Origin of the sequence: Azonexus sp. (assembly GCF_049652925.1) — a bacterium.
In the GTDB taxonomy this organism is placed as follows: domain Bacteria; phylum Pseudomonadota; class Gammaproteobacteria; order Burkholderiales; family Rhodocyclaceae; genus Azonexus.
On the sequence record NZ_JBASFI010000013.1, the window covers coordinates 86,388 to 109,797 of the forward strand.

The 23,410-nt window shown below is 62.4% G+C and carries 23 protein-coding genes; 7 read left to right on the forward strand and 16 right to left on the reverse strand.

Annotated elements, in window-relative coordinates; all coding sequences use genetic code 11:
- Window positions 1-49: 49 nt before the first annotated feature.
- The gene (locus WBK19_RS06110; protein WP_511287924.1) at window positions 50-1,012 is read right to left on the reverse strand and encodes a transglutaminase-like domain-containing protein; all 963 of its coding nucleotides are present in this window, start codon (window positions 1,010-1,012) and stop codon (window positions 50-52) included.
- 302 nt (window positions 1,013-1,314) lie between these two features.
- Here WBK19_RS06110 and WBK19_RS06115 point away from each other — a divergent pair, with 302 nt between their 5' ends.
- Entirely contained in the window at window positions 1,315-3,207 is a 1,893-nt protein-coding gene (locus tag WBK19_RS06115; RefSeq protein ID WP_511287926.1) for an energy transducer TonB, read from the forward strand.
- Between the two features lie 32 nt (window positions 3,208-3,239).
- Here WBK19_RS06115 and WBK19_RS06120 read toward each other — a convergent pair whose 3' ends face one another.
- The 6 genes from WBK19_RS06120 to WBK19_RS06145 all read right to left on the reverse strand — a co-directional run bounded on the left by WBK19_RS06120 (window position 3,240) and on the right by WBK19_RS06145 (window position 10,539).
- Entirely contained in the window at window positions 3,240-3,614 is a 375-nt protein-coding gene (locus WBK19_RS06120; protein WP_511287928.1) for a response regulator, read from the reverse strand.
- A 15-nt stretch (window positions 3,615-3,629) separates the two neighbouring features.
- Window positions 3,630-5,510 carry an MFS transporter gene (locus tag WBK19_RS06125; protein WP_511287930.1) on the reverse strand — a complete coding sequence of 627 codons (1,881 nt, stop codon included), beginning with the start codon at window positions 5,508-5,510 and terminating at the stop codon, window positions 3,630-3,632.
- Window positions 5,507-6,754, reverse strand: coding sequence for an amidohydrolase family protein (locus WBK19_RS06130; protein WP_511287932.1), 1,248 nt, complete (start codon window positions 6,752-6,754; stop codon window positions 5,507-5,509). The genes WBK19_RS06125 and WBK19_RS06130 overlap by 4 nt, the downstream gene beginning before the upstream one ends.
- Before the next feature lie 35 nt (window positions 6,755-6,789).
- Window positions 6,790-8,931, reverse strand: coding sequence for a bifunctional acyl-ACP--phospholipid O-acyltransferase/long-chain-fatty-acid--ACP ligase (gene aas / locus WBK19_RS06135; RefSeq protein WP_511287934.1), 2,142 nt, complete (start codon window positions 8,929-8,931; stop codon window positions 6,790-6,792).
- A complete protein-coding gene (locus WBK19_RS06140) occupies window positions 8,931-9,278 on the reverse strand; it encodes an ArsR/SmtB family transcription factor (RefSeq protein ID WP_511287936.1) in 348 nt (115 codons plus the stop codon). The genes aas and WBK19_RS06140 overlap by 1 nt, the downstream gene beginning before the upstream one ends.
- A gap of 463 nt (window positions 9,279-9,741) precedes the next feature.
- The gene (locus WBK19_RS06145) at window positions 9,742-10,539 is read right to left on the reverse strand and encodes a phytochelatin synthase family protein (RefSeq protein WP_511287938.1); all 798 of its coding nucleotides are present in this window, start codon (window positions 10,537-10,539) and stop codon (window positions 9,742-9,744) included.
- A 144-nt stretch (window positions 10,540-10,683) separates the two neighbouring features.
- On the opposite strand from WBK19_RS06145, the gene WBK19_RS06150 reads away from it, so the two are divergent.
- Complete coding sequence (locus WBK19_RS06150) at window positions 10,684-11,571, forward strand: alpha/beta fold hydrolase (RefSeq protein WP_511287940.1); 888 nt, start codon at window positions 10,684-10,686, stop codon at window positions 11,569-11,571.
- 340 nt (window positions 11,572-11,911) lie between these two features.
- On the opposite strand, the gene WBK19_RS06155 is transcribed toward WBK19_RS06150, so the two are convergent.
- The 4 genes from WBK19_RS06155 to WBK19_RS06170 are packed head-to-tail and all read right to left on the reverse strand — an operon-like array spanning window position 11,912 to window position 15,447.
- A complete protein-coding gene (locus tag WBK19_RS06155; RefSeq protein ID WP_511287942.1) occupies window positions 11,912-12,994 on the reverse strand; it encodes an NADH:flavin oxidoreductase/NADH oxidase in 1,083 nt (360 codons plus the stop codon).
- A 49-nt stretch (window positions 12,995-13,043) separates the two neighbouring features.
- Window positions 13,044-13,247: a tautomerase family protein gene (locus tag WBK19_RS06160; protein WP_226497023.1), complete on the reverse strand. Its 204-nt coding sequence runs from the start codon at window positions 13,245-13,247 to the stop codon at window positions 13,044-13,046.
- On the reverse strand, window positions 13,247-14,230 hold the full coding sequence (gene acuI / locus WBK19_RS06165) for an acrylyl-CoA reductase (NADPH) (RefSeq protein ID WP_511287944.1): 984 nt from the start codon (window positions 14,228-14,230) through the stop codon (window positions 13,247-13,249). The genes WBK19_RS06160 and acuI overlap by 1 nt, the downstream gene beginning before the upstream one ends.
- Window positions 14,231-14,244: 14 nt before the next feature.
- Window positions 14,245-15,447, reverse strand: a complete 1,203-nt coding sequence (locus WBK19_RS06170; protein WP_511287946.1) for a YbfB/YjiJ family MFS transporter — start codon at window positions 15,445-15,447, stop codon at window positions 14,245-14,247.
- Between the two features lie 100 nt (window positions 15,448-15,547).
- On the opposite strand from WBK19_RS06170, the gene WBK19_RS06175 reads away from it, so the two are divergent.
- Window positions 15,548-16,405, forward strand: coding sequence for a LysR family transcriptional regulator (locus WBK19_RS06175; protein WP_511287948.1), 858 nt, complete (start codon window positions 15,548-15,550; stop codon window positions 16,403-16,405).
- An 84-nt stretch (window positions 16,406-16,489) separates the two neighbouring features.
- Here the strand turns inward: WBK19_RS06175 and recG are convergent, their stop codons facing one another.
- Window positions 16,490-18,538: an ATP-dependent DNA helicase RecG gene (gene recG / locus WBK19_RS06180; RefSeq protein ID WP_511287994.1), complete on the reverse strand. Its 2,049-nt coding sequence runs from the start codon at window positions 18,536-18,538 to the stop codon at window positions 16,490-16,492.
- A 13-nt stretch (window positions 18,539-18,551) separates the two neighbouring features.
- Entirely contained in the window at window positions 18,552-18,932 is a 381-nt protein-coding gene (gene ridA, locus WBK19_RS06185) for a deaminase RidA (protein ID WP_511287950.1), read from the reverse strand.
- 53 nt (window positions 18,933-18,985) lie between these two features.
- Here ridA and WBK19_RS06190 point away from each other — a divergent pair, with 53 nt between their 5' ends.
- The 4 genes from WBK19_RS06190 (at window position 18,986) to WBK19_RS06205 (ending at window position 20,861) form a co-directional block, all read left to right on the forward strand.
- A complete protein-coding gene (locus tag WBK19_RS06190; RefSeq protein WP_511287952.1) occupies window positions 18,986-19,312 on the forward strand; it encodes a tetratricopeptide repeat protein in 327 nt (108 codons plus the stop codon).
- A gap of 118 nt (window positions 19,313-19,430) precedes the next feature.
- Window positions 19,431-19,853, forward strand: a complete 423-nt coding sequence (locus WBK19_RS06195; protein WP_511287954.1) for a hypothetical protein — start codon at window positions 19,431-19,433, stop codon at window positions 19,851-19,853.
- Complete coding sequence (locus tag WBK19_RS06200; RefSeq protein WP_511287956.1) at window positions 19,854-20,396, forward strand: hypothetical protein; 543 nt, start codon at window positions 19,854-19,856, stop codon at window positions 20,394-20,396.
- Between the two features lie 90 nt (window positions 20,397-20,486).
- Entirely contained in the window at window positions 20,487-20,861 is a 375-nt protein-coding gene (locus WBK19_RS06205; RefSeq protein ID WP_511287958.1) for a hypothetical protein, read from the forward strand.
- Window positions 20,862-20,866: 5 nt separating this feature from the next.
- Here WBK19_RS06205 and WBK19_RS06210 read toward each other — a convergent pair whose 3' ends face one another.
- Genes WBK19_RS06210 through WBK19_RS06220 form a run of 3 tightly spaced genes read right to left on the reverse strand, consistent with a single transcriptional unit; the run spans window position 20,867 to window position 23,373 of the window.
- Window positions 20,867-21,664, reverse strand: a complete 798-nt coding sequence (locus WBK19_RS06210) for an SPOR domain-containing protein (protein WP_511287960.1) — start codon at window positions 21,662-21,664, stop codon at window positions 20,867-20,869.
- Between the two features lie 8 nt (window positions 21,665-21,672).
- A complete protein-coding gene (locus WBK19_RS06215; RefSeq protein ID WP_511287962.1) occupies window positions 21,673-22,185 on the reverse strand; it encodes a DUF2802 domain-containing protein in 513 nt (170 codons plus the stop codon).
- Between the two features lie 21 nt (window positions 22,186-22,206).
- Window positions 22,207-23,373 carry an OmpP1/FadL family transporter gene (locus WBK19_RS06220; protein ID WP_511287964.1) on the reverse strand — a complete coding sequence of 389 codons (1,167 nt, stop codon included), beginning with the start codon at window positions 23,371-23,373 and terminating at the stop codon, window positions 22,207-22,209.
- Between the last annotated feature and the right edge of the window lie 37 nt (window positions 23,374-23,410).

A 23,410-nucleotide genomic window follows, 5' to 3' on the forward strand; every position in this document is an offset into this window, starting at 1 on the left:
ACCAAAATTGAAATCTCGCCGCCCGGGCAAAAGTCCCTCGCCGCAGCCACTACCAAAGCAAGGGCTGCTCCGTTATCGGGGTGAAGTCGGCGGCTGCAGGCAGCATGGGACTGTCGGTCGACAAGGCCTCATGGCAAAAATAGGGAAGCACCAGACCGTTGGCCGCATCCTCGACAGCCACGGCACGAATGACTGCCGGATGCGTCCCGACGCCACCAAAAACCGTCGCGAAAGACAATTCGGCAGCATCTCGCCCCGTGCCAAAACGCACGAACCCCATGGGGATTCCCGTGCCGGACGGATCGAAGATATACCAGCGGTGCCCCAGATAAACCTCGACATAGGCCTGAAAATCGGAGGGCCCAAGCGTCGGGTCAGCCCCGTAATCGGTGCCCGTGGCGAAACGGGCCGGAATATTGAGGGCGCGGCAAAGGGCAATCATCAAATGGGCGAAGTCGCGACAGACGCCGACCCGTTCGATCAGCGTATCGGCGGCCGAGGTGTTGGTATTGGTACTGTTCAGCTTGAAAGCAACGTGCCTTCTGATCCAGTCGTGGATGGCCTGCACCCGGCTGTAACCCTGGGGCAATTGTCCGAACTCGTTGTTGGCCAGCTTGATCAGGCGGTCCGACTGGCAATAGCGGCTGGGATAGATATAACCCATCACCTCGGGCGGAATGTCGCGCACGGCCACTTCGGCGATAGTCGCCGGATCGGCAAAGTGGTGAACGAGATCAATCGTCGCGCTATAAGAAACATTCAAGGGACCAGGCGCCGCGCGCACCTGAAAGTGACGGTTGCCAGTAACCGGCGTCGTATACATCCGGATCGGGAGCGACTGGCTTAGCACCAGGTTTTCCGCGAAAACACGCTGATTCGGCGTGTGCGCCGCATGGATGTTGAAGACAAAATCGGCCCCCGCGTTGTCGATTTCGTATTTCAAGTCAATATTCAATTCGATCCGGATCATGTCGTCCGCAAGCCACCGTTCAATGGTTAGAGGAGAGAGCATTCGTTTCTGCTCAATGGGACACGGTAGCGAATCTCATGCGGACTGTTGGTGCGCCAGCGTACATAACGCGTTTGCGTCACCGGCATTCGTCTTGGGCGGCCGATCAACATGGTTACGTTGCAGCCAGCTTCATTCTGCCCACATAATAAATGCATGAATATCAACCCATTTGCTGACCTGGCTGCCGGTGAGACCCCGGCCGGCCGTGAACTCGCCGGTACCGAGGCAGCTCCGCATCATGGGTTGCATGCTCCTGACCAGCGCACCGGCGGGGCCGCAATGGCTGAGCACGCTTGAAATCCATGCAGCCCGACACCACGCCGGAGCCGCCCCCCGCCCCGCGCCAGGCGCCGGACAGCCATCCTGTCCGCCCCGGCCCGCAGCCGGGCCATCGCCAGATTCAGGACGATCGGCAACTCTATCTGCCGATGCTGCTTTCACTGCTGTTTCATGCATTGCTGCTGAGCCTGGCCTTTGGCAGTGACGAATTCGGGCTGCCGGGCTTCGCCTTTCCCTGGCAAGCTCGACGGGTCGAGGTGCCAGATCTGCGCATCGTGCTCGCGCCGGTACCGGTCACAGTGGTGAAGCCAGCCATCACGCCGCCCCCTGCTCCTGCTCCTGCTCCTGCTCCTGCTCCGCCCGGAGCAGTCGAGCCAACCGTCGCTGCTGAGCCAGTGGCAGTCAAAACTCCCGAGCCGCCGGCGGCACAACCCGCCACAGCAATCCTGTCGCCGAGCGCGCCGACGGCGAATATCAGCCCGGCCACAAACAGCGCGGCCCCGGCCAACATATCGACCGTTTCGCCGCCCCCGGCCAAGCCATTTCCAGCCGTAATCGCCATGGAGGACGCCAAGGAACCCGAGTTCATCGTACCTCCCGCGCCGGTTGAGCCAACACCGGTCGCCGAAGACGCCGCGCGCGAAGAAGCCGCCCGGCAGGAGGCTGCGCAGCGGGAAGCCGCACGACGCGAAACCGAGCGACTTGAGGCCGAACGCCTTGAGGCCGAACGCCTTGAGGCCGAACGCCTTGAAAATGCGCGACAGGCAGCCCAGCAGGAATTGGCGCGCCAAGAAGCGGCCCGACTGGAGACAGCACGGCAGGAAACAACACGAGCAAACGCTGAACGACTGGCGGCCGAACGCCGGGAGAGCGAACGACAAGCTGCCGTCCGCCAGGAAGCCGAGCGACGGGAAGCGGCACGTCAGGAAGCCACCCGTGCTGAGACCGAGCGCCTAGCCGCCGCGCAGCTAGCGAATGATCGACAAGCCGCCGCCCGCCAGGAAGCAGCGCGGCGCGAGGCTGCGCGTCAGGAAGCGGCTCGGGCAGAAACCGAGCGGCTGGCCGCCGAACGTCAGCAGAACGAACGACAAGCTGCCGCCCGCCAGGAAGCAGCGAAACGGGAAGCGGCACGTCAGGAAGCCGCCCGGGCAGAAGCTGAGCGTCTCGCCACCGAGCTCCAGGAGAACGAACGGCAAGCTGCCGCCCGCCAGGAAGCAGCGAAACGGGAAGCAGCACATCAGGAAGCTGCCCGGGCTGAAACCGAGCGCCTCGCCGCCGAACGTCAGGAGAACGAACGGCAAGCTGCCGCCCGCCAGGAAGCAGCGAAACGGGAAGCGGCACGTCAGGAAGCCGCCCGGGCTGAAACCGAGCGGCTGGCCGCCGAACGTCAGGAGAACGAACGGCAAGCCGCCGCCCGCCAGGAAGCGGCACAGCGTGAGGCGCGTGAGCAGGATGCCAGACGCGACGCGGCGCGGCGGGCAATGGGCCGACAACTCGACGAGGAAGCAGCCCGCCGCCAGGCAGCTCAGGCGGCGGCCGCGCGCCTTTCACCGTCGGCGAGCTCCTTGCGCCGTGGCCGGCTCTTCGGGCGGGCCGACCCCAACGCCGAACTGATCATGTATGCCGAAGCCTGGAGCCGGAAGATCCATTTCAGCGCGGCCTTCGAATCGATACGCGAGCTGGTCAAACAGCCGCACACCAAGCCGCTGGTCACGGTAGCCATTCGCAGCGACGGCTCGGTCGAATCCGTGACCTTTGTTCTGTCCAGCGGCGTGCCCGCCATCGACAACGCGATACGGGAGATCGTGCAAAATCTTGCGCCCTATCAGCCCTTCTCGGCAGCGCTGGGCCGCGACTTCGATGTCGTCGAGATTCGCCGGACCTGGCATTTCGACTCGGCCATTCGGCTCTACTGACGGCGCAGCGGTCCCGCTGCTTGCCGGGCCGCTCAGCGCTTCGGGAAGATCTTCTGCAACAGTTTGAGCAAAGCCTGTGGCTTGAACGGCTTGATGATGTAGCCACTGATGCCGAGCTCGCGCAGGGTTTCCAACAGCTTGGGGTCGCCTTCGGCCGTCACCATGACGATGGGAATGGTCTTGTTGCGGGCGCGGATCGCAGTGACCAGTTGTGTTCCATCCATGCCCGGCATGTTCCAGTCTGACAAGACCAGATCGAACGGACGGCGGGCGAGCAGATCGAGCGCAACGCGCCCGCTGCTGACGCCCAGCGGCTCGCAACCGACGCTTTTGAGATGGGCCATGATGACCTGCCGAATCGCGGTCATGTCATCAACCACCAGCACTTTTTTGCCGACCAGATTCATTCGCTCAGGCTCCCCTCACAAGCGCGCTCCGCGCAACTCTGCCACAACGTCTTGCAAATGCGTCGGCGTCGCCGCCTCCGGAGAAATCGGCGCCCCGACATGGAGGCTGATCGACGAAAACACGCCGCGCCGGAACGGCGTTTTCATCGCCTCACCGTCGATGCGTGAGAAATAGCTGCCCCACAGCCCGGACAGCGCCATCGGCACGACCGGCACCGGGTTGGCGGCGAGGATGCGGCAGATACCCGGGCGGAAGGTCTGCAACTCCCCGTCGCGGCTGATGTGGCCTTCGGGGAAGATGCCGACCAGATCGCCGTTGGCCAGCGCCTTGCCGACTTCGGCGAAAGCCGCTTCCATCATCGCTGGGTCGTCCTTGGCCGAGGCGATGGGAATCGCCCCGCAATGGCGGAAGATGAAACCGAGCAAGGGCGTTTTGAAAATGCGATGGTCCATGACGAAGCGCACTGGCCGGGGCGAGGCGCCCATGATCACCACCGCATCGACAAAACTGACATGGTTGGCGACGAGCACGGCGGCGCCTTTCTGCGGGATGTGCTCAATGCCTTCCGTGCGCAGCCGGTACACCGCCTTGACCAGCAGCCAGGCGACAAAGCGCAGCAGGAATTCCGGCACCAGCCCGTAGATGTAGATCGCGACCAGCGCATTGAGCAGTGCCGCCAGGCCGAACAGCGCCGGCATCGACAGCCCGGCGCCGAGCAGGCTGGCCGCCCCGAGGGCGCCGACGACCATGAACAACGCATTGAGAATATTGTTGGCGGCGATGATGCGCGCCCGGTGTTCGGGCGAACTGCGCAACTGGACCAGCGCGTAGAGCGGCACGATGAAGAAGCCACCGAAAACGCCAAGCATCATGAGGTCGAACAGTACACGCCAGATGGCCGGGATGCTGAGCAAGGCGAGCAGTTCGTGCGGCGTCGTGCCGACCAGGCCGACCGGTGAGGCGAAATACAGATCGAGGCCGAACAGCGTCAGGCCAATCGAGCCGAAAGGCACCAGGCCGATTTCGACATGCTTGCCCGACATCCGCTCGCAAAGCATCGAACCGATGCCGATGCCGACCGTGAAGATGGCGAGCAGCATCGTCACCGCCGACTCGCCACCGCCCAGCACGAACTTGGCGTAGGCCGGGAACTGTGCGAGGAAGAGCGCGCCGTAGAGCCAGAACCACGAAATGCCGAGGATGGACAGGAAAACGGTGCGGTTCTGCCGGGCGAAGGCAATATTGCGCCAGGTTTCGGACAGCGGATTGAGGTTGATCGTCAGTTCGGGCGCCGGCGCCGGCGCGGTCGGAATGCCGCGGCTGGTCAGGTAGCCGGCCAGGGCCACGACAAAACCACCGACCGCGATCCAGGCCGGATGCTCGACCGAACCGGCGAGCAGGCCGCCGGCCAGCGTGCCGATCAGGATGGCGACAAACGTCCCGGCCTCGATCAGCGCATTGCCGCCGACCAGCTCATCCTCATGCAGATGCTGCGGCATGATCGCGTACTTGACCGGCCCGAACAGCGTCGAATGGCAACCGAGCAGGAACAGCGCGCCCATCAGCACGGGCAGGCTGTGCAGAAAAAAGCCGGCCGCCGCGACGCCCATGATGACCATTTCGAGCACCTTGACCAGCCGTGCCAGCATCGCCTTGTCGAACTTGTCGGCCAATTGCCCAGCCGTCGCCGAGAACAGGAAAAAGGGCAGGATGAACACGCCCGCCGCCATGTTGGCCAGCAGTTCCGGCTTGAGCGTCGTCCATTGCGCCGCCTGGAAAGTCAGCAAGACGACCAGCGCGTTCTTGAACAGGTTGTCGTTGAAGGCGCCAAGAAACTGCGTGACGAAGAAAGGCGCAAAACGCCGGGTTTTCAGGAGTCCGAATTGACCGCTCATGCGTGGCTCGCAGCAAAAAGTCGGCGGGTGTTGAAGACCGCCGGTGAAAAGGAATGGCCCTGCCAGTTGAGCAGGCGCTTGAGGGTGAAATCGAAGAGCAGCGGATTGTGCTGACGCAGGATGTCGAGATCGTTAATCGCCGCTTTCGGCAGCAGGCCGGCCCGCGCCAGGGCAGCCGTCGAGGTCAGCGGCACGATGCCGGGCAATGGGTAGTCGGAACCGTGCAGCAGGCGGACGTGCAGGTCGTTGCGTTCGAGCAGCGTGCGGATCAGGGCCGGCTTGCGGTTGCGCTGGGTGATGGCCGAGATGTCGCCATGCAGCAGGTTTTTGGCGCGCGGTTCGGCCATGAGTTTGAGGAAGAGATCGAAACTGGAGCGTACCTTCCCGTCATCATCGAGATCGTCGCCAAGCGAGGCGCAATGGGCGACGACGACCTTGACGCCGGTATCGAGCGCCCGGCGCAGGCGCAGCGGGTTGCCGAAGGCTTGGGTATCGCTGCCTTTGACGGCTTTTTCCTCGCCGCAATGGACGATGAGCGGCGTGCCGGATTCGGCCAGCACGCGATAGAAGGGTTCGCATTTGGCATCAGCCGGGTCCATGCCCATGGCGGCGGGCAGCCATTTGACGGCGCGGGCGCCGTTGGCGACGGCCAGCTTGAGGTCGTCGGCCGCTCCGACGTGGTAGGGATGCAGCGAAGCGACCCACTCGAAGCGTGCCGGGAAATCCTTCGCCAACTTGGCCGCCCAGGCGTTCGGCACATAAAAGGCCGAATGCTCGGGATGGGCGTCGCCCTTGCTGTTGTGAAATTGCTCAAAGGCGAAGAGCATGACCTTGAAGCCATCCGGCATCGCGTCGCACAGGTTGAGCAGGCGCGCGACGTAAGCCTGATCGACCTTGCCCGGCGCATCGTGGGCACAGCCGGCGTTCATGTAGAACAGGCGCTGGGCGTAGTGCAACGGATGCAGGAGCGAAGACAGTTGCGGCCCGACGACGATGCCGCTGCCACCATCGCCAATGCCGGCCAGATGGACGTGGCAGTCCCAGAGTTGCGTCGGGTCGATCCCGGCCCAAGCTTGTTGCAGCCACGGGCTATCGATCAGCCCGGCCGGAATGGCAACGCGGCATTTGTTGACCAGCAGCGGCTTGGCCAGGGCCGTGCCGCCGGCTGCCAGCGCAGCTCCGCCGGCCAGCCAGCCTATGAAGCGGCGCCGCCCCCGGTCCGCTGAAATTTCATTTTTGGGCATTTTTTCCGGTTGACCGTGGGAATCTCGAAAACGGCTCATACCGCCTCCGCCAAGCGTTTCAGCGTGACGTAATCGACCTTGCCGGTGCCAAGCAGCGGCAGCGACTCGACCTTGTGAATCTTGCGCGGCACAGCCAGTTCTGGGATGCCGGTTGCGCGGGCCTTGGCGGCGAGCAGTTCGCGGGTCAGGCTGCCATCGGTTGTGAATAGCACCAACGCCTCGCCCTTGGCCGCATCGGGCTGGCTGGAGGCAGCGTGGGGCAGCGCTGGCGAGGTCGCAGTGGCGAGCTTCTCGACGACTTCGAGGCTGACCATTTCGCCGGCAATCTTGGCGAAGCGTTTGACGCGGCCGACGATTTTCACGAAACCGTCTTCATCCAGCTCGACCACGTCGCCGGTTTCGTACCAGCCGTCACCGAGGTCGGAGACCGGCGGTTGCAGCACGCCTGGCTTGTCGGCCTTGAGGTAACCGGCCATGACGTTCGGACCGCGGACATGCAGGATGCCGCCGCCAGCAATACCGGGAACCGGCACCAACTTGTGTTCAACGCCCGGCAGCAGGTTGCCAACGGTGCCGGTGCGGTAGGCCATTGGCGTGTTGACGGCGAGCACCGGCGCCGTTTCGGTCGCGCCGTAGCCTTCAAAAATACGTAGCCCGAATTTCTCGAACCACTGATTGCGCACCGATTCCGACAGTTTTTCGGCGCCGGCCACAACGTAACGCAGGCGATAGAAATCGTAGGGATTGGCGAACTTCGCGTAGTTGGCGAGGAAGGTCGAGGTGCCGAAAAGCACTGTGCAGCCACGGTCGTAGGCCAGCTCGGGAATCACCCGGTAGTGCAGCGGCGACGGGTAGAGAAAGAGGCTGGCACCGCTCAGCACCGGCAGCAGCGCGCCGGCCGTCAGGCCGAAGGAATGGAAAATGGGCAGGGCATTGAGCACCTTGTCGTGGACCGAAAAATCGATGACCGAGCAGATCTGCGCGACGTTGGCAAGGATGGCGCGGTGCGGCAGCACGACGCCTTTCGGCTTGCCTTCGGAGCCCGAGGTGAAGAGCACGACGGCGGCGTCTTCGGGCGAGGCCGGCAAGGCAAAGGCGCGCGGGAAGTGCAGCGCGTAGCCCATCAGCCACAGCTTGTCGCCGAGGCCGATCTTTTCGCGGACATCTTCGAGATAGACCAGCTCGACGCCCTTCAAGCCGGCCAGTTTGTCGGTCAGCTTGGCCTGCTCGACGAAGGCGCGCGAGGTGACCACCGTGCGGATTTCAGCCGCATCGACAGCGGCCTGCATGGCGTCGGTGCCAGCCGAATAGTTGAGCATGGCCGGGATGCGCTTTCTTGCGGTCAACCCGAAAACCAGGCCAATTGTCGGCACGAGGTTGGGCAGCAGCAGGCCGACCTTTTCGCCGGGCTGCGTGATGCGCTCGATCTGGCGGCCGAGCATCAGCGCCATCTTGAACAGGTCGTTATACGAATACTCGATCTGCTTGACGTCTTCGAGCAGGCGACGGCCGCGGCCGTAGATGTCGGCCGCATCGCACAGCGCGGAGAACAGCGTTTGCTGCGGGCGCGAGGCGAAAATCATTTCCTGCATCAGCCGGCGCATGGCCTCGCCCGACTTGCGGCGACGTAGCTTGGCAGTGGCGCCTTCCGGCATCGGGAAATGGCGCGCGGCCAGAATGCTGAGGCGGATTTTCGGGAACAGCGTCTTCGGATGCTTGCCCGACAAGCGCGAGAAATAGCTGCGCGAAGCGCCATCAAGGCGCACCGGCACCACCGTCGCCCCCGTCTTGGCGGCAACGAAGGCCGGGCCGTCGTAGACCTTCATGAGCGAACCGGTCTGCGTGATCCGGCCTTCCGGGAAGATGACCACCGGACGGCCCGATTCGATCAGGCGGATGACCTTCTTCATGGCCATCGGGCTGGTCGGATCGACCGCCAGATACTCGACCTGCGAAAGCAGGATGCGGAAGAAAAAGCTCTCGGCGATGGTCGTATGGACGACGAAAACCGGGTCGATGGGCAGGAAAAGCCCGATCAGGAGACCATCGAGAAAGGACTGGTGATTGGCGATGATGAGCAGTCGCTCGTGCTTGAAATTGGCCTGTTGCGCCGAAATTTCGACGCGAAAAAACAACCGGGCCAGGCCGCGCAACAGCGGCCGCAACAATTTGCGCATCAGGAATTTTCCTTGAGGTAATTCAGGACGTTGGTGAACGTCGCTTCCAGCGAATCGCGGTTGATCCAGAACCAGACCTCCTTGCCGATCTTCTCGGAAGCCAGTACGCCGGATTCGTGCAGGATTTTCAGATGGTGCGAGACCGTCGACCGGGCCAGCGTCGACACCTCGGCAATGTGCCCGACATTGAGCCGCTCACCCGGCTCAAAAAGCAGCAGAATGCGCTGGCGATGCTCATCGCCCAGCGCCACGAAAATCCGGGACATCGCCTGCCATTCAGCCGGGATGGTTTGGGTGTAGTCGTTTTTCATATCGACGATCTTAGTTACGTCGATATGTGTTGTCAATACTGTTTCAGGGAGATTTTCTCCGTTGAGTTGCATGTTCAATGAATTGCAACCTTGCAAAGGTATATCTGCCCAAAGGTATTGAACGATTGTAGTGAGGAATGTTTATGGCGATTTCACCTGGCCGTCAGCCCGTAGAGCCCGTAGAACCCGACACCCCAAATCCCAAGGATCCTATCCATCACCCCCATAAACCGGACCACCCTTTTCATGATGAGCGTGAAGAAGAAGGGATCGAAACGGATGACGATGAAGATACCGGGGCAGACCCTTGGTGGACTTAGGGCTGCTACAGCCCCCGACCAGGAAAGTGTGGACGTCGTCGCCAGATAGCTGACCGAGTGGTCCCGACTTTTTGCGGGCAACGTAAATGACTATTGCTATTCCAGGCACTGTCGTTGTCTGGAGTGAAATCGAACGCCAGCGAAGGCCAACGAAGTACCTGTGACGTACGTCTAACCGCTCAGGGCGTCTTAACCAGAATATAGCCCCGGTTCTCGACCACATCCCTGGTTCGCATTCCTTTGACCAATGTGGAAACAGGCATCCAGACCCACGGGAAATGGCTGGGATTGACGTCGAGGATGAGCACCGAGTCGGTCGCGGCGTCGTAGGCGGCGAGGGGCGAAATGTGGCCGCCGCCGGATTGGCCGACGGCGGCGCGTTGGTAGTTGACGATGACCACATCGCCGGGGCGGTTGAGGTTGTCGATGAGATCACGGCGGATATCGGCCTCGGCGGTTTGCGCATCGACGATGACCAGGCGGGTGGCGAGGGCGTGGGCCTTGAGAACCTCGTCGAGCTGGCGAATCTGGTAGCCGCCGTCGCGCACGACCTTGCCGTTGACGGTAGAGGGCTCGCCGAAGACCTGGGCGCGCGTTTTCTTGCCGGTGGCAATGACGCTTTCCTGGGTGTACCGGGGCACGGTCAGTTCCAGGCTTTTGGGCAGGTAGAGGGCATCCTCCGGACGCAGGCGGCTGCGGTCGCGGGGCGTCTCGGTGGCCGATGGGCGCAGGGTGTTGAGGACGATGGCAGCGGTCGTCGGGCCGCAGAAGGCGATGGTGGCTTGGGCTTCGAACTGGTTGGCGAGCGGGGCGAAGTCGCTTTTTGCCGTACTCCGCGCCAGGCGCTCCAGGCCCTCGGTCGAGGCGAAGGGCACCAGTGGCTGGACTTGCGGCGTGGCGTCTTCTCGGGCGAGCGCGGAGGCGCTGAGCATGCAGGCCATGAACAGCGCGCTGGCAAAGCGGCCGGACTTTGACATTGATCTCTCCAGCGAACAGGGAAAGGTCATTTTAACGTCCGAAGCAACGCGAACGGGATGCCATCAAAGCATGTCAAAATGGCTTGTCCCCAACCGCCAGGGCGGGCTTGCGCCGTGTCACGCGGCAAGCCGTGCCGAACCACGATGAAACCTTCACGCTCCGAATTTCTCGACCTGCCCGACGTCCGCCTGCACATTCGGCGATGGGGCAATCCCGATGCGCCGATGCTCTTCCTGCTGCATGGCTGGATGGATGTTTCGGCCTCGTTCCAGTTTGTCGTTGATGAACTGGCCAGGGACTGGAATATCGTGGCGCCGGACTGGCGCGGCTTCGGGCAATCGGAATGGTTGAACCGGCCCTACTTTTTCGCCGAGCACCTCGGCGACATGGAGGCCATCGTCGACCGCTATGCGCCCGAAGGCAAGGTCAAGCTGGTCGGCCACAGCATGGGCGGCATTCTTTCCTGTCTTTATGCCGGCATTCGGCCCGAGCGGGTGGAGAGCGTGGTGTCGCTGGAGGGTTTCGGCATTGCGCCGACGACGCCGGAGATGGCCCCGGAGCGCTACCAGCAGTGGCTGGGCGCCATCAAAAAACCGCCGCGCATGCACGCTTATGCGGACCGCGCGGCCTTTGCCCGCCGACTGCTGCACAGCGACCGCTTTTTGACGGTCGAGCGCGCCGAGTTTCTGGCCAAGCATCTGGCCCGCGTCGGCGATGGCGAAAACCGGGCCGGCCTGCGTCATCACGGCATCATCTGGAATGGCGACCCGTGGCACAAGGCGCCGGCGCCGTATTTGTTCCGGCTCGAAGAGTCGATGGCGATCTGGAAGCAGATCACCTGCCCGGTGCTCTGGGTGGCCGGCCGGCAATCGTGGGTCATCCGTGATTTCGGCCAGCGGCCGGGCGACTGGGAGGCGCGTCAGGCGTGTTTTGCCAATGTCCGCGAAGAATGGGTCGAGCAGGCCGACCACATGTTGCACCACGACCAACCGGCCGAGGTGGCGCGCATTGTCGAGGCATTTATTGGCTGATTTGGGGGAATCCCACGGTCAACCGGAAATTTTGGCCAAAAATGAAAAAAGCCGGGAAACCCCGGCTTTCAGATGGGCGTTACCGGCTTAGTGGTAGGCCGTCTTGGAGGCCAGCTTGGCGGCCATGAAGCAGGCCAGAGCAAGAATAACCACCGTGAAAGTAATGCCGACGTAAGAAAGTTCGTCCATTTTTATAGCCTCTGTTTGGGTTGGGTCAGTTTGCAAAACAGGCTGTAAGACAAGGCTCGTGGCAAAAGTTCCCGACTGATTGAAAATTTTTTGTGCAACGCAACAAGGCCCGGAGGACGACACCGGGCCTTGTCTTTTGCAGCTGGAAAAATCAGCGGCCGACTGACCCGCTCGGCGCCGCGCGCAGATATTGATTGGGCCAGACGCCGACCTGCCGCAGCTCCTGCGCAGCCTGCAAGGGCCAGTACGGATTGCGCAGGATTTCGCGGCCGATCAGCACCATGTCGGCCTGACCGCTGCGCACGATGTGGTCTGCCTGCACGGCCGAGGTGATCAGGCCAACAGCGGCCGTCGGCAAACCGGCTTCGTTACGGACGCGGGCGGCGAATTCGGTCTGGAAGCCGGGGCCGGCGGGAATCTTTGCGGTCGGCACTAGGCCAGCGGTCGAGATATCGGCCAGATCGACGCCAAGCGCCTTGAGGCCGCGGCATAGCTCGACCGTTTCGTCGGCCGTCCAGCCGCCTTCGACCCAGTCGGTGGCCGACAGGCGGATGAGCAGCGGCAGCTTGTCCGGCCACACGGCGCGCACGGCAGTGACGACCTCGCGCAGCAGGCGGCTGCGGTTGTCGAAACTGCCGCCGTAGGCGTCGGTGCGCTGGTTCGACAGCGGTGACAGGAACTGGTGCAGCAGATAGCCGTGGGCCGCGTGCAGTTCGATGGCCTGAAAGCCAGCCACGATAGCCCGCTTGGCGGCCGCAACGAAGGCCGAAACGACCTCGCCAATCTCGGCGAGGCTCAGTTCATGCGGCTGGGCATAGCCCTCGCCGAACGACACGGCCGACGGCGCCACCGCCTGCCAGCCGCCTTCATCGGCGCGCAAGGTCCGCTGTTCGCCCCAACCCAGCCCGACACTGGCCTTGCGCCCGGCGTGGGCGAGCTGGATCGCCGGCACGCAGCCGTTTTCACGGGCCAGACGGGCGATCTTGGCCAGCGGCGCGATCTGCTCTTCGTTCCACAGGCCAAGGTCGCCCGGGCTGATCCGGCCGGCCGCCGTGACCGCCGTCGCTTCGAGGATCATGAGCCCGGCACCGCCGATGGCGCGGCTGCCGTAGTGGATGAAATGCCATTCGCCGGCCATGCCGTCCTTGGCCGAGTACTGGCACATCGGCGGGATACCGATGCGGTTCTTGAGGGTGATGTCGCGCAGTTTGAGGGGTTCGAAGAGGTGGCTCATGATTTCAATTTTTGAAGATTTTTCCGGTTGACCGTGGGAATGTGCTCGCCTACTCGCCGCGCGCCCGGCGGACGGTGATCGACTCGCCCGCCACGCCCCAGTTGTCGGTATCGACTTCATCGATGACGACGACCGTCGTTTTCGGGTTCTTGCCCAGCACATCGACGAGCAGTTGCGTCGCTCCGGCGATCAGGCGCGCCTTCTGCTCCGGCGTCGCCCCTTCGCGGGTGATCTTGATATTGACGTAGGGCATCAGCGATTCACGTCCACGACGACACGACCGCGCACCTTGCCGTCCATCAGTTGCGCTGCCGTCGGGATGGCTTCGGCCAGCGAGACTTCGTGCGCAATCAGGCCGAGTTTGCCGACATCGAGATCAGTCGCCAACCGCTGCCATGCGACCAACCGCTCCGGCCGCGGACACATCACGCTGTCGATACCGACCAGCGTCACGCCGCGCAGGATGAAGGGCGCCACCGACGACGGGAAATCCATGCCGCCAGCCAGGCCGCAGGCGGTGACGACACCGCGATATTTGGCCGTGGCGCAGATGTTGGCCAGCGTGTGCGAGCCAACGACATCGACCGCCCCGGCCCAGCGTTCCTTGCCAAGCGGCTTGCCAGGGCTGGAAAAAGCCGCCCGGTCGAGCACTTCCGCTGCGCCGAGTTGCTTGAGGTAATCCGTTTCTTCCGGCCGCCCGCTGACCGCAACGACCGTGTAGCCGAGCTTGGCCAGCACGGCAATCGCCACGCTGCCCACCCCGCCGGCCGCGCCGGTGACAACGATCTCGCCATCCGCCGGCTTGACGCCCTGCCGCTCCAGCGCCAGCACGCACAACATCGCGGTGTAGCCGGCGGTGCCAATGGAAACAGCCTGCTTTTCGGAAAACGCCGCCGGCAGCGGCACCAGCCAGTCGCCCTTGAGCCGCGCCTTCTGGGCCAGCCCGCCCCAGTGCGTTTCACCGACGCCCCAGCCGTTGAGCACGACGCGGTCGCCAGCCTTGTAGTCAGGGTGGCTGCTGCTTTCGACCGTGCCGGCAATATCGATGCCCGGCACCATCGGGAACTTGCGCACCACCGGACCCTTGCCGGTAATCGCCAGCCCGTCCTTGTAGTTGAGCGACGACATCGCCACGCGCACCGTCACGTCGCCTTCCGGCAACTGGCTTTCGGCTATGTCCTGCACGGACGCCCGGTAACCGGCGTCGTCCTTCTCGATCAGAATTCCCTTGAACATGTCTCGTCTCCGTTTCAGTGCTGCAAGCCGGGTTGAAGCGCCAGCGTGGCGTCCCGCTTTTCGACAAATTTCAGTATAACCAAGAGCACTACGCCAACCACCATGACCCCGGCGGCGATGGTCAGGCCGATAGAATAGTTGCCGAGCCGTGTCGCCAGCCAGCCGACGATGGCCGGGCCGATGATCTGCGCGACGCCGTAGGAAAGCGTCATCTTGCCCATCATTTTGGCCGGCTTGGTCGGGTAATAGCGCCCGGCCATGGTCAGCACCAGACTGACCATGCCGATGAAGGTTCCGCCAAAAAGCAGCGCGCCGAACAGGGTGGCGTAGAGCCCGCCCACCGCCACCGGCATGATGATGCCGACGATCTGCAGCACTGCAGCAAGGATCAGTGCATTGATGTCGCCCGTATAGCGCGCGATCAGGTCCCAGTTGAAGGCGGCCGGCGTCGCCGCCAGACCGATGGCCAGGAAGGCGAGCGCCCCCTGCCCGGCCAGCCCTGGCAAGCCATCGACGATGGCGACGATGAAGGTGGCGCTGATGACGTAACCGAAACCGGCGCAAAAATACGCCGCCATGAAGATGCGCAGGAACAGCGTGCTCGGCGGGTTGTCGTGCATCGGCGCACCGCTCTTGGTCACCGTGCTGGTATCAGGCGCCGGCAACCAGGCCAGCGCCGGCACGATGAGCAGGCAGGCAATGGCCGAAAAGGCGAACCACTGTTCGCGCCAGTCCAGCCAGCCGTTGGTCAGCCACACGGCAATCGAACAGCCGGCGATGCCGAGCCCGATGCCGCCGAAATGGATGCCCAGTTCCGGCCGGTGGTTATGGCGGATCAGCCAGTTGAGGATCAGCCCGGTGCCGAGCAGCATGCCGGCCGCGCTGGAAAGCCCGGCGATGAAGCGCGAAGCCATCCACAGCCATGGATCGGCGGTCAGCCCCATCATGATCGTGCTCAGGATGGCGACCACCGTGCCGATTCGGTACAGCCGATCCTTCAGCACCAGATCGCTGATCAATGAGGCTATCAGCGCCCCGCTCAGGTAGCCGGCGTAATTGAATGCTGCCAGCCAGCCGGCTTCAGCCAGGCCAAGCCCGGCCTGTTGCTGCATGATCGGCAACAGCGGCGTGTAGGCAAAACGGGCGACGCCGAAGGTCAGCAGCAGGCTGAATATCCCGGCGCCCAGCACCTTGAAGCGTTCTCTCTGTGAGTTCATGGGATGTTCCCTTTGTTATTGATACCTGAACAATAAACAGAGTAAAGTATCAATTCAAATGATTTGTTTTGAACGAACCATTCTTATTTAGAGATACACCATGGAACTCGTCGCTCTCCGCACCTTTCAGGCCGTCGTCGAAGAAGGCGGCATCCTTGCCGCCTCGCGCAAGCTGAACACAGTCCAATCCAACGTCACCGGCCGCATCCGGCGGCTCGAAGAAGAACTCGGCGCCGAACTGTTCTTCCGCAAGGGCCGCGGCCTCGAGCTCGCACCGTCGGGCAAGGTATTGCTCGACTACGCGCGCCGGATGCTCATGCTCGAACGCCAGACGGCCAGCGCCGTCCGCCAGGTTGGCGAAAGCGCCGGCGAACTGCGCATCGGTGCCATGGAAACCTTCGCCGCCCTGCACCTGCCGAGCGCCCTGAAAGCGGTGCGGGCTGGACACCCCGGCCTCGAACTGCGCGTCACGACCGACACCACGAGCAGGCTGACTGAAAAGATACTCGACCACAAGCTCGACTGCGCCTTTGTCGCCGGCCCGGTCATCCACCCCGACCTGCAGTTCGACGAACTGGTCATTGAAGAGCTGGTTCAGGTGCACGCCGCCGGCACCGACCCGGTGCTGCTGCCGCTCATCCTTTTCCGCGAAGGCTGCGCCTACCGCACCCGCGCCGTCGCCTGGCAGCGCGCTCAGGGCCACGCCGTTTCCGACGCGATGGAATTCGGCACGCTCGAAGGCATCCTCGGCTGCATAGCAGTCGGCCTCGGCTGGACGTTGATGCCACGCCGCGTCGTCGAACAATCGAGCCACGCGGCCGATCTGGTCATTGAAACGGTGCCGGACGAATTCAGCCTGGTACCGACCGGCATGATCTACCTGCGTGAAGCGCGGGCGATGGCGGCGCTCAAGACGTTGAGCGACGGGATTACCGCTTCGGCGAACAGGAAACGCTGATTATTTGCCGCCGTCATTCCCGCGCAGGCGGGAATCCAGCTCGTCGATCTTCTGGACCCCCGCGTTCGCGGGAGTGACGGCCAGCTAAGACTTAAGCAGCTCTTCCCGCGAACCGAGCCAGCGTTTGAGGTGGCGCTCAGCCAACTCAAGGTGTTCGGTCAGCATTTCCTCTGCCACGTCGCGCGCCATTTCGACCAGATCGGCATCCATTTCCAGATCGGCGTAACGCAACAGCGGCACGCCGCTCTGCCGGGCCCCGACGAATTCACCGGGGCCGCGAATCTGCAGATCCTGCCGGGCGATCTCGAAGCCGTCGGTATTCTCAAAAATGATCTTCAACCGCTGGCGGGCAATCTCGCCAAGCGGCCCGGCGTAGATCAGCACGCAGCTTGATTCGTACTTGCCGCGTCCGACCCGCCCACGCAACTGGTGCAACTGCGACAAACCAAAACGTTCGGCGTGTTCGATGACCATGAGGCTGGCATTCGGCACATCGACGCCGACTTCGATGACCGTCGTCGCCACCAGCACGTCGATCTCGCCAGCGGCGAAGGCGGCCATCACCGCCTGTTTTTCGTCAGCCTTGAGGCGGCCATGCACCAATCCCACGGTCAACCCGGGAAATTGCTCAAAAAGGAAATCATAGGTTTCCTGCGCCGTCTGCAACTGCAGCGCCTCTGATTCCTCGATCAGCGGGCAAACCCAATAAGCCTGCCGGCCCTCCTCGACCGCTTTCCTGACAAAGCCGACCACGTCGTCGCGCCGGTTGTCGGCGACAAGACGCGTCTTGATCGGCGTCCGGCCCGGCGGCAACTCGTCGAGTACCGTCACGTCGAGATCGGCGTAATAACTCATGGCCAGCGTGCGCGGGATGGGCGTCGCCGACATCATGAGCTGATGCGGGTTGTCGCCCTTATTGCGCAAGGCCAGCCGTTGGGCGACGCCGAAACGGTGCTGTTCATCGACAATGGCCAGCCCCAGTTTGGCGAAATCGACACCGTCCTGAATCAGCGCGTGGGTGCCGACGACCAGTTGCGCCTCGGCCGCCGTCGCCGCCAGCTGCTCGCGCTTGGCCTTGGTTTTCAGGCTGCCGGACAACCACGCGACACGTATGCCCAACGGTTCCAGCCAGTCCTTCAATTTCAGATAGTGCTGCTCGGCAAGGATTTCCGTCGGCGCCATGAAAGCTGCCTGCCAACCGGCCGAGATGGCCTGACACGCCGCCAAGGCGGCGACGATGGTTTTGCCGGCACCGACATCGCCCTGCAGCAGGCGTTGCATCGGATAAGGCTGGGCGAGGTCGTCGGCAATTTCGGCCATTGCCCGCAATTGCGCGCCGGTCAGACCAAACGGCAGTTGGTCGAGCAGCCGCGCCCCAAGATCATCCCGCGCCACGAGCACCGGCGCGCCCTGCTCGCGACGGGCCAGATAAGCGCGGCGCAGCGACAGTTGCTGGGCCAGCACCTCGTCGAATTTCACGCGCCGCCAGGCCGGATGATTGCGCGCGTGCAGCGTATCGAGATCGGTGCCGGGTGGCGGCGTGTGCAAAAACCGCAGACTGCGCGCCAGCCCTGGCAATTTCAGGCGCTGGCGCAGTTCTTCGGGCAGCGTTTCGGACAGATCGCCAACGGCCAGCGCCTTGCCGATCAGCTTTTGCAGCGCCGAATTGGCCAATCCGGCGGTCGTCGGGTAAATCGGCGTCAATTCCGCAGGCAGCGGCTCGTTGTCACCGACCTTGCGAAAACGCGGGTGCACCATCTCGGCGCCAAAGAAGCCGCCGCGCACTTCGCCGAAAGCCCGGATGCGCGAACCTTCGCTCAGCGCCGCCTGCTGATTGGGATAAAAACTGAAAAAGCGCAGCGTGATCTCGCCGCTCTCATCGGCGGCCCGGACGATCATCTGCCGGCGCGGCCGGAACTGGATTTCGTTGCTCTGGACGACGACCTCGACCTGCACCGGCTCGTTCCCGAAAGCACGATTGACCGGCGTGATGCGCGTTTCGTCCTCGTAGCGCAGCGGCAGATGGACCAGCAAATCGGCCTCGCTATGGAGGCCGATCTTGGCGAGCTTCTTCTGCAACGCCTCGGAGGCGCGAATGGGCGGAGAAGCCGGGGCTGGCGCCCCCGCTATCATCATCGGGCCTTGATTAGCCGATGAACATCACTGCATCGGCCTCGACCAGCGCCCCGCGCGGCAGTTCCTTGACGCCAACAGCAGCCCGTGCCGGGAACGGCTCGCTGAAGTACTTGGCCATCGTTTCATTAACTTTGGCGAAGTTGGCCAGATCAGTCAGGAAGACGTTGAGCTTGACCACATCGGCCAGCGAACCCCCGGCAGCTTCGGCGACCGCCTTCAGATTGTCGAAAACGCGAACGATTTGCGCGTCGATCCCGTCTACCATTTGCATGGAAGCCGGATCGAGCCCGATCTGCCCGGACATGTAAACGGTGTCGCCGACGCGCACGGCTTGCGAATAGGTGCCGATGGCAGCCGGGGCGTTCGGGGTGGCGATGATGGTCTTGACCATGAGTAAGCTTCCTGTATCCAGATTGCAAAACCCTATTTTAGCCTTGGTAGCCCATGAACCCACGTATCGAATCCCTGGAAAAAATGCTCGACGGCCCGCGCGACGGCGCCCTGCTCCGCTTCTCGCTCGGCAACGAATACCTCAAGGCCGGCGATCCGGCCAAGGCCGCCGATTGCTTCCAGCATGCCGTAGACCGCGACGCCAACTACTCAGCCGCCTGGAAAGCCCTGGGCAAGGCCTTGGCCGAAGCCGGCGACCATCCCGCAGCCCTGGCCGCCTACGAACGCGGCATCGTCGTCGCCGAAACGAAGGGCGACATTCAGGCTGCGAAGGAGATGACCGTTTTTGCCCGACGCATTCGGACAGCGTTGGCCGAATAGCCTCTAGCTGTTGAAACAAAATCATTCAAGACCTGCTCTAGATCAACCATCAGCATTTCCTCTTGGCATAATATCGCCCTCTTTCATCAATATCAGGGGGTTGTATATGAGAAAAGCCATGAAACTGCTGGCCTTGCTTGGACTTGTCGTTACGCTTAGCACGGGCTGCGCGGTCAACCGTGCTACCGGCAGCGTCGATCCATCGACCAATCTCTCCTCGCTCAAGACGATGTACGTCAAGAAAGTGGCCGATGACGACAACACTTATAACCTGATCGCCGACAAACTCCGCACCAAGGGTGTCACCGTCACCACCGGAACAGGCGACCCTGCCGGCAACGTCGATGCTGTTGTCACCTACATCGACAAATGGATGTGGGATATCACCATGTACATGCTTGAGCTGACCGTCACGATTCGCGACCCGAAAACCGATTTCCCATTGGCCACCGGTAACTCATTCCACACCTCGCTCACCCGCCTGTCACCGAAGGAAATGGTCAATGAGGTCGTAGAAAACATTTACAAGGGAGCAAAGTAAATGAAAACCGTAGCAAACCGCCCCCTGAACTGGCTAGCCATCGCAGCAATCTCGCTGGTCCTGGGTGGATGCGCCTCGCCAGCTGACCGCACGGCGATGACGCCGACAGATCTGACAGTCAGCAAGCATTTCCCTTATAGCCTGAAGGTCCAGACCGGCGGAGGCGCTCAAACCGGCGCTATGGACAGCAGCAATATTGCAGACGAGGACCTTAAAGCAGCCATTGAAGAAGCCGTCGTCAAGAGCAAGCTGTTCAATACCATCGTCAAGGGTAGCGATGGCGACTACGAGCTTGGCGTAAGCGTCACCAGTCTGACGAAACCATTGTTTGGCGGCACATTTACCGTTGAGCTTGAAACCGCCTGGACTCTGACCAAAATGTCTGATCGCTCCGTAGCCATGCGCAAATCGGTAAAATCAAGCGGAACCGCCACCATGAGCGATGCCTTCGTTGGTGTAACCCGGTTACGAATGGCTGTCGAAGCGGCAACCCGTAGCAATATCTCGCAAGGCCTCAGGGCAATCGCCCTGTTGAACCTCTAACGATTTGTTACAAACTAGCCCGGCATCCGTGTATGCCGGGCGAGGACCGTCCGCGTTAATTGCTTACATAACCACCGGACACATTCCCCAATGAGCCTCAAACAAATGCTTCTTCGCCTTGGCCTCGCTACCGCACTGATCGGCAGCCTGGGTGCCTGCGCAGTGGCACCTTACCCGGCGGGCTATCACCGGCCACCGCCGGCGTATGTCGAAACATATCCGGGCTATGGCCAACCAAGCGGAACCATTTACTACAACTCCGGATCTCGGTACTACGACGACCGTGGTGGCAGGTATTACGATGATCGCGGTGGCCGCTATTACGATGATCGCGGTGGCCGCTATTACGATGACCGTCGTTATGAGGAGCCGCGTCGCCAGGCTGCGCCGCTGCCGCCACCGCTCCAGTTGCACCGCGACGTCCGGCGTAGTCTCGGCTTGCCGCGCCTGCCGGGCATGCCCTGAACGGGTTAGTTTTTACCCTTGGGCGGAACGAGGATGGTCTCGACGCCCAGTTCCTTGAGCTTGGCCTGTGCCGCCTCGGCCTCTTGCCGGGTCTTGAACGGCCCAACCTGAACGCGGGTTTCCAGCGTCGATGGAACGCCGCTCAGGGTTAGCCGGGCGTGCAGCTCCTCGGCTCGCTGGACGCTCGAGAAAACACCGGCCTGCAAGAGGAATCCAGAAAACAGTCGAGACACGGCCGGCGGCGTAACTGCCGGTGCAGGGCGGACATCAACGATCCGTGCAGCAGGCTTGGGCGGCGCTGGCTCAGTCTGAACTGCGGCGCGTGGTGGCGGCAGGATATTGGATGGTGCCGTAGTCGCCTCCGGCACCGGAGCAGGCACTGGAACAGCGGCCGGCGATGGTGCTTGCGGCTTTTTGGTCGCTTCCACGGTCAACGGCAATTTTGGCCGTTTTTCGACAACCGCCTCCGGCTTGGCCTCGACCACGGCTGGCTGATGCGTTTCGACCTGCGGCGGCGGAGGCGGCTCGACAGGAGCCTCTGCCTTTTCGGGCTCCGGCGGCGCGGGCAGGTTTTCTGCCGGTGTCACTGGCTGCGATGCTTCTTTCTTCGGTGCAACCGGGACGGGCTGGGTGAATACCTGCTCTTCCGATTCGTCCGGCGCCGTTGCCAAATAATCAAAGAATGCCAGCACGCCGAGCAAAGCAGCGACCAGCACGCCGGCCACGGCCAGGCGAGCAAGCAGTTTGCTGCGAATCTCGCCGGCCCCTGCTTCGCTTTCGGAAACTTCCGGTTCTTCTGCCATTGCCACCCTCAACGTTCCTGACTTTTGGCCAGCGCCACGACCAGTTCGGCCTCGGCGCGGGCGATACCGCAGCGTTCGGCGATCGCCGCCGGATCGTAACCCGAAACAGCCATCTGCATCGCGTCACCATAAATGGGGGAAACCGTCTGGCCAGCGCGCAGATGGGCCAGCTCTTGATGCATGTCCTGGCGCAAGGCGGCCAGTTCGCCGCGAATGGCGTCGACTTCGTCGCGCATCTGGGCCAGTTCCTGCTCAAGACCGCTGCGCAATGCATCTCCAGCCAGGCCCGCCGAGGCCTGCGCCCAGCTGTCGTCGACATCGGCGGAAGCATCAGACTGCTTCTCATCCGCTTCTTCGCCAGGCATGACCGAGGGAACTACTTTTTCTTTAACCGCCTGGCGATTGCGCAGCAGGAGCATGCGCAGCAAGACGAACAGCATGTAGGCCGCGACCAGCGCGATCAAACCAATCACGCCTTCGCGCAGCCCCAGCGTCATGCCACCCAGTTCAAGCGCCGGCAATTTGGCCTCGGCCGCGACAGCTTAGAAACCCACCGAGTACTGCACGCCGACGATATGGGCACTGGCGTCGTACTTGCCCTGCACCGCCCCTTGGGAAATAGTCGGATCGATAACATAAAGGTAGGTGTAGCCGAGATCGAACTTTCCGACGGTCCCCGCATTCCACTGGCCGCCGAGTGACAACCACAGACGATTGTTGTCCGGCACGCGGGGCGAGCGATATTCGTCACGAACCGGCGTGCGGTCGAAGGCGATGCCAAACTTCAGCTTGGCTTTATCGGTTGCCTTGTAGCCGGCACCCCAGGCAAAACGCCAAGAGTTTTCGTAGTTGAACGTTTCGCTGCTCACCAGCGCTCCGCTGGCGCTGCTCATGACATTCAGCGCCTTCATTGAACTCCAGCGGGTGTAGGAGAGATCGCCCATTGCCTCCCAGCGATCCGATACCTGCTGCCAGACCGAAAGGATGAAAGTATCAGGCAACTTGACGTCAGCATTGACCGGCAACGCGCCGTTTACCGTACCTTCAAGCTTGTGCTTGACTGCGGAACGGTAGGAAATGCCAACTCGCATGGCGGGTGACAGGGTGAACAATGCACCGGCATTCCAGCCCCAAGAGGTATCGTCGGCCTTGAGGGTAACCAGCGCCCCAGGATTCCGCGTCAACTCACCTTCGATGCTCTGGTAGTTCAGTCCAAAGCCAAGCGACACCTTGTCACTGACGCGATAGGCCAGGGAAGGATTGATGTTGATTGTCGTAATTTCCGACTTGATTGCCAGCGACTTGCCTGCCCAGTTGCTGTCATATTCCGTGGCCAACCCGAACGGCGCCGAAATACCCAAGCCAAGGAACAGGTCTTTGGTCAGCTGCCCCGAGAGGTAGGCATTGGGTACGGCAGCCCAGCCGCCAGCGTCACCCCCCGACTTTACGCCGAACTGATCGCGGTATTCATAGCTCGGGCCGACACCTGCCACACCGGCCGAAAGCTGGATCCCATTGCCCAACTGCGTCATGCCAGCCGGATTGTAGAAAATAGTACTGGCATTGTCGGCAACCGCAGCCGAGCCGGCGTAGGCGTTGCCCAGACCGCTGGCATTTTGTTCCAGAAGCTGGAAAGCAGCGGCCGAAGCGGCGCTGGAAAACGCAACCAGCAACAGGGCCGGAACGATACGCAGGGTCATTTTATTCATTGGCTTGCTCCCTAACAGGAGGGGTAATTGGATAACT

Excerpts from the sequence above, each read along its gene's own strand:
- WBK19_RS06150 (WP_511287940.1), top strand. The coding sequence starts at position 10,684 with ATGAAACCTTCACGCTCCGAATTTCTCGACCTGCCCGACGTCCGCCTG.
- WBK19_RS06195 (WP_511287954.1), top strand. The coding sequence starts at position 19,431 with ATGAAACTGCTGGCCTTGCTTGGACTTGTCGTTACGCTTAGCACGGGC.
- WBK19_RS06205 (WP_511287958.1), top strand. The coding sequence starts at position 20,487 with ATGAGCCTCAAACAAATGCTTCTTCGCCTTGGCCTCGCTACCGCACTG.
- WBK19_RS06160 (WP_226497023.1), bottom strand. The coding sequence starts at position 13,247 with ATGCCCTACGTCAATATCAAGATCACCCGCGAAGGGGCGACGCCGGAG.
- recG (WP_511287994.1), bottom strand. The coding sequence starts at position 18,538 with ATGATAGCGGGGGCGCCAGCCCCGGCTTCTCCGCCCATTCGCGCCTCC.
- WBK19_RS06200 (WP_511287956.1), top strand. The coding sequence starts at position 19,854 with ATGAAAACCGTAGCAAACCGCCCCCTGAACTGGCTAGCCATCGCAGCA.
- WBK19_RS06170 (WP_511287946.1), bottom strand. The coding sequence starts at position 15,447 with ATGAACTCACAGAGAGAACGCTTCAAGGTGCTGGGCGCCGGGATATTC.
- WBK19_RS06115 (WP_511287926.1), top strand. The coding sequence starts at position 1,315 with ATGCAGCCCGACACCACGCCGGAGCCGCCCCCCGCCCCGCGCCAGGCG.
- WBK19_RS06190 (WP_511287952.1), top strand. The coding sequence starts at position 18,986 with ATGAACCCACGTATCGAATCCCTGGAAAAAATGCTCGACGGCCCGCGC.
- acuI (WP_511287944.1), bottom strand. The coding sequence starts at position 14,230 with ATGTTCAAGGGAATTCTGATCGAGAAGGACGACGCCGGTTACCGGGCG.
- WBK19_RS06220 (WP_511287964.1), bottom strand. The coding sequence starts at position 23,373 with ATGAATAAAATGACCCTGCGTATCGTTCCGGCCCTGTTGCTGGTTGCG.
- WBK19_RS06125 (WP_511287930.1), bottom strand. The coding sequence starts at position 5,510 with ATGAGCGGTCAATTCGGACTCCTGAAAACCCGGCGTTTTGCGCCTTTC.
- WBK19_RS06120 (WP_511287928.1), bottom strand. The coding sequence starts at position 3,614 with ATGAATCTGGTCGGCAAAAAAGTGCTGGTGGTTGATGACATGACCGCG.
- ridA (WP_511287950.1), bottom strand. The coding sequence starts at position 18,932 with ATGGTCAAGACCATCATCGCCACCCCGAACGCCCCGGCTGCCATCGGC.
- WBK19_RS06110 (WP_511287924.1), bottom strand. The coding sequence starts at position 1,012 with ATGCTCTCTCCTCTAACCATTGAACGGTGGCTTGCGGACGACATGATC.
- WBK19_RS06155 (WP_511287942.1), bottom strand. The coding sequence starts at position 12,994 with ATGAGCCACCTCTTCGAACCCCTCAAACTGCGCGACATCACCCTCAAG.
- WBK19_RS06210 (WP_511287960.1), bottom strand. The coding sequence starts at position 21,664 with ATGGCAGAAGAACCGGAAGTTTCCGAAAGCGAAGCAGGGGCCGGCGAG.
- WBK19_RS06175 (WP_511287948.1), top strand. The coding sequence starts at position 15,548 with ATGGAACTCGTCGCTCTCCGCACCTTTCAGGCCGTCGTCGAAGAAGGC.
- WBK19_RS06145 (WP_511287938.1), bottom strand. The coding sequence starts at position 10,539 with ATGTCAAAGTCCGGCCGCTTTGCCAGCGCGCTGTTCATGGCCTGCATG.
- WBK19_RS06130 (WP_511287932.1), bottom strand. The coding sequence starts at position 6,754 with ATGCCCAAAAATGAAATTTCAGCGGACCGGGGGCGGCGCCGCTTCATA.
- aas (WP_511287934.1), bottom strand. The coding sequence starts at position 8,931 with ATGCGCAAATTGTTGCGGCCGCTGTTGCGCGGCCTGGCCCGGTTGTTT.